The sequence below is a fragment of the Occallatibacter sp. genome, from assembly GCF_049802275.1.
GTDB lineage: Bacteria > Acidobacteriota > Terriglobia > Terriglobales > Acidobacteriaceae > Telmatobacter.
Map to the genome: position 1 here is coordinate 1 of NZ_JBARMD010000754.1, position 3,424 is coordinate 3,424.

The 3,424-nt window shown below is 58.4% G+C and carries 2 protein-coding genes; one reads left to right on the top strand and one right to left on the bottom strand.

The window, feature by feature from the left end; all coding sequences use genetic code 11:
- A partial coding sequence (gene nifJ / locus WA354_RS25300; protein ID WP_472815806.1) for a pyruvate:ferredoxin (flavodoxin) oxidoreductase occupies nt 1-2,492 on the bottom strand: 2,492 nt, incomplete at its 3' end.
- 537 nt (nt 2,493-3,029) lie between these two features.
- Here nifJ and WA354_RS25305 point away from each other — a divergent pair.
- Nucleotides 3,030-3,424, top strand: a 395-nt coding sequence (locus WA354_RS25305; protein WP_472815807.1) for a hypothetical protein, incomplete at its 3' end; no start/stop codon positions are given.

Here is a 3,424-nt window from a genome sequence, read left to right on the forward strand (position 1 = left end):
GTTTCACCGCAACCTGCGCAGGCGCCTGAGAACTCAAAGAGCGGCTGCAGCAGTTGCAGATCCTTTACCTGCGAGTGCGAAAGCTTGTTGCGATCGACTTCAGGCAGTTCGAGGAAGAACTCCCAGTTGTCGCGCTCAGCTTCGCGGAGGGGTGCCTGGGGCGCCATGTTGATGGCCTTCTTGCTAGCGTCGCTCTTGCTCTTGACGGGGCAAACGTCCACGCAAACGGCGCAACCGGTGCAATCTTCCGGAGCAACCTGCAGCGTGTAGTGATCGGTTTCCATGCCCTTCCACTTCGGCTTAGCCCACTGGAAGGTTGCGGGAGCCTTGTCGCCGAGTTCGGGGCTATACACCTTGGCGCGAATCACGGCGTGCGGGCAAACCATGACGCACTTGCCGCACTGGATGCAAAGGTCCTTGTCCCACACCGGGATGAACTGCGCGATGTTGCGCTTCTCCCACTGCGCGGTGGCGGTCGGAAATGCGCCGCCGGCAGGAATGGCGCTGACGGGGAGCAGATCGCCACGTCCGGCTGCGATTTCGCCGAGGACGTTGCGGACAAACTCCGGCGCTTTGCCGGAGATGGACGGAATGAGGTCGAAGTCGGAGGAGGCGACGGTCGGCAGTTCGACTTTGTGAAGATGTGCAAGCGCCGCATCAACTGCCTCGAAGTTTTTCTGCACCACGGCCTCGCCGCGTTTGCCGTAGGTCTTCTTGATGGCTTTCTTGATCTGCGCGATTGCATCTTCGCGCGGCAGAACACCGCTGATGGCGAAGAAGCAGGTCTGCATGATGGTGTTGATGCGCGTACCCATGCCGGCATCGCGAGCCACCGTGTAGCCGTCGATCACGTAGAACTCGATCTTTTTGCGCAACATCTCTTCCTGCGTCGACTTGGGCAGCTTGTCCCAGACTTCGTCGGCGGAGTAAGGCGAGTTGAGCAGGAAGACCGCACCGGGCATAGCTGCCTCAAGCACGTTCATCTTCTCAAGGAAGCTGAAGTTGTGGCAGGCCACGAAGCTGGCGCGGGTGATGAGGTAAGTGGAGCGAATCGGGTTGGGTCCAAAGCGCAGATGCGATGTCGTCATCGAGCCGGACTTCTTGGAGTCGTAAACGAAGTAGCCCTGCGCGAAGTTGGGAGTTTGGTCGCCGATGATTTTGATGGAGTTCTTGTTGGCGCCGACGGTGCCATCGGAACCTAGTCCGTAGAAGAGCGCGCGGACCGTCTTGGGATCTTCGGTAGAGAACGCCGGATCGTACGTAAGGCTGGTGTGCGAAACATCGTCGTCGATGCCGATGGTGAAGTGCTTTTTGGGGGTGGTCTTGTTCAGCTCGTCGTAGATCCCCTTGACCATGGCGGGCGTGAATTCCTTCGAGGAGAGGCCGTAGCGGCCACCAATAATGGTCGGCATCGCGGCGAAGGGCAGCGTTTCGGCATGCTCTGCGAGAACAGTGACGACATCCTGATAGAGAGGCTCGCCCGTGGCACCTGGTTCCTTGCAGCGATCAAGAACGGCAATCGACTTGACGGTTGCGGGCAGCGCGTTGATGAAGGCGGAAGCGTCGAATGGACGATAGAGGCGAACCTTGAGCAGGCCGATTTTCTCGCCCTGCTTGGCCATCACGTCAACGGCTTCTTCAGCGGCTTCGGCGCCGGAGCCCATGATGATGACGACGCGCTCTGCATCGGCGGCGCCGTAGTAGTCGAAGAGGTGATATGCGCGGCCGGTTTGCGCTGCGAAGCGATTCATAACCGATTGCACGATGCCCGGGACAGCGGCGTGATACGGGCTGCAGGCTTCGCGCGCCTGGAAGAAGACGTCGGGGTTTTGCGCTGAGCCGCGAAGCAAAGGCCGATCGGGGCTGAGTGCGTTCTGACGGAACTGGATGATGTATTTGTCGTCGACGAGCGCGCGGATGGTTTCGTCGCTGATGGGAAGAATCTTGCCGACTTCGTGGGAGGTGCGGAAGCCATCGAAGAAATGAATGAATGGGATGCGGGACTCGAGGGTAGCTATCTGCGCGACAAGAGCCAAATCGGCCACTTCCTGCACGGAGTTCGAAGCGAGCATCGCCCAGCCGGTAGAGCGGCAGGCCATCACGTCAGAGTGGTCGCCAAAGATGGAGAGCGCGTGCGTCGCCAAGGTGCGGGCCGTCACGTGCATGGTGGCCGGCGTCAACTCACCGGCGATTTTGTACATGTTGGGAATCATCAACAGCAGGCCTTGCGAGGCCGTAAACGTGGTGCTGAACGCACCGGCCTGCAGTGCGCCATGCAACGCGCCAGCAGCGCCGCCTTCGCTCTGCAGTTCTTCCACGATGGGCAGTGCGCCCCAGATGTTCTTTTTGCCTTCCGAGCGCCACTGATCGGCCCACTCGGCCATCGGCGACGAGGGGGTAATCGGGTAAATTGCGACGACTTCGGAAAGTCGATAGGCTACAGAGGCCGCAGCCTCGTTCCCATCTAAAATCACCATTTCTTGTTCACTCATTCGCTTTGCCTCACGTGGCGAAACCACTGATTCATGCGTTCCGCGCCGATTCTGTAAACCGCCGCTCGCTGATGGTCGCGTCGGGCTGAGTTATGTGATTTTTGTCGCACATATTCAGTGGTTTCGCGATCACGCGGCCTGCGGAGAAGAACCGCTACGAGGAGTCTCTGCTTTGAGGGGGTTAGCGGCTGTGACGAGAGACACAGGGCGGGTGATGTTTACCACATCATGAAACCTTTTTCACATTGCACAAAGACAATTTTGATCGCGAGCGGAATCGTTGGAATGATGCGTTCACTCGAGCAAAGATGGTGGCGAACCTTGAGATTGAGCCCATCTCGTTTGCGCATGTGTCAGCCGGGTTGTATGCCTGACGCAAACATTTGCATTGCGGCGTCTGCGGAAACCTTTGATTTGGCGATTTCATCCAAGCACGAGGTTATTCTCGCGGGCAAGCCGCGCGATTTCCCAGCCGTAACTGACGGCTTTCTTAGCTGTCAGTCGGTGTTCGATTCCCGCCAGATGCGAGGAGGATAAGTGAATAAATTCAAATATTTATTGTTCATCGGGGTCGCTGCTCTCTGTTTTGCGGCTGTCCCCCAAAAGGCACGCGCACAGATCGCGGTCCAGATCGGGCCGCCGCCTGTGTGCCCTTACGGTTATTTCGACTATCCGCCGTACGATTGCGCACCATATGGCTACTATGGACCTGAGTGGTTTTCAGGCGGCGTGTTTATCGGAGCGGGACCATGGTTTCACGGGTCTTCTCATTTCTGGGGCCACGTGGATAACCATTACGACCGCAACGATGGATGGCACGGCGAATATCCGCCGCGCGGCGAGCACTTCGACGCGCACCACGACCAACCAGGGCACGAACAGCATTTCAGCGGCAATGAAATGCGCGACGGCCATGGGCACTCGAACCTCGG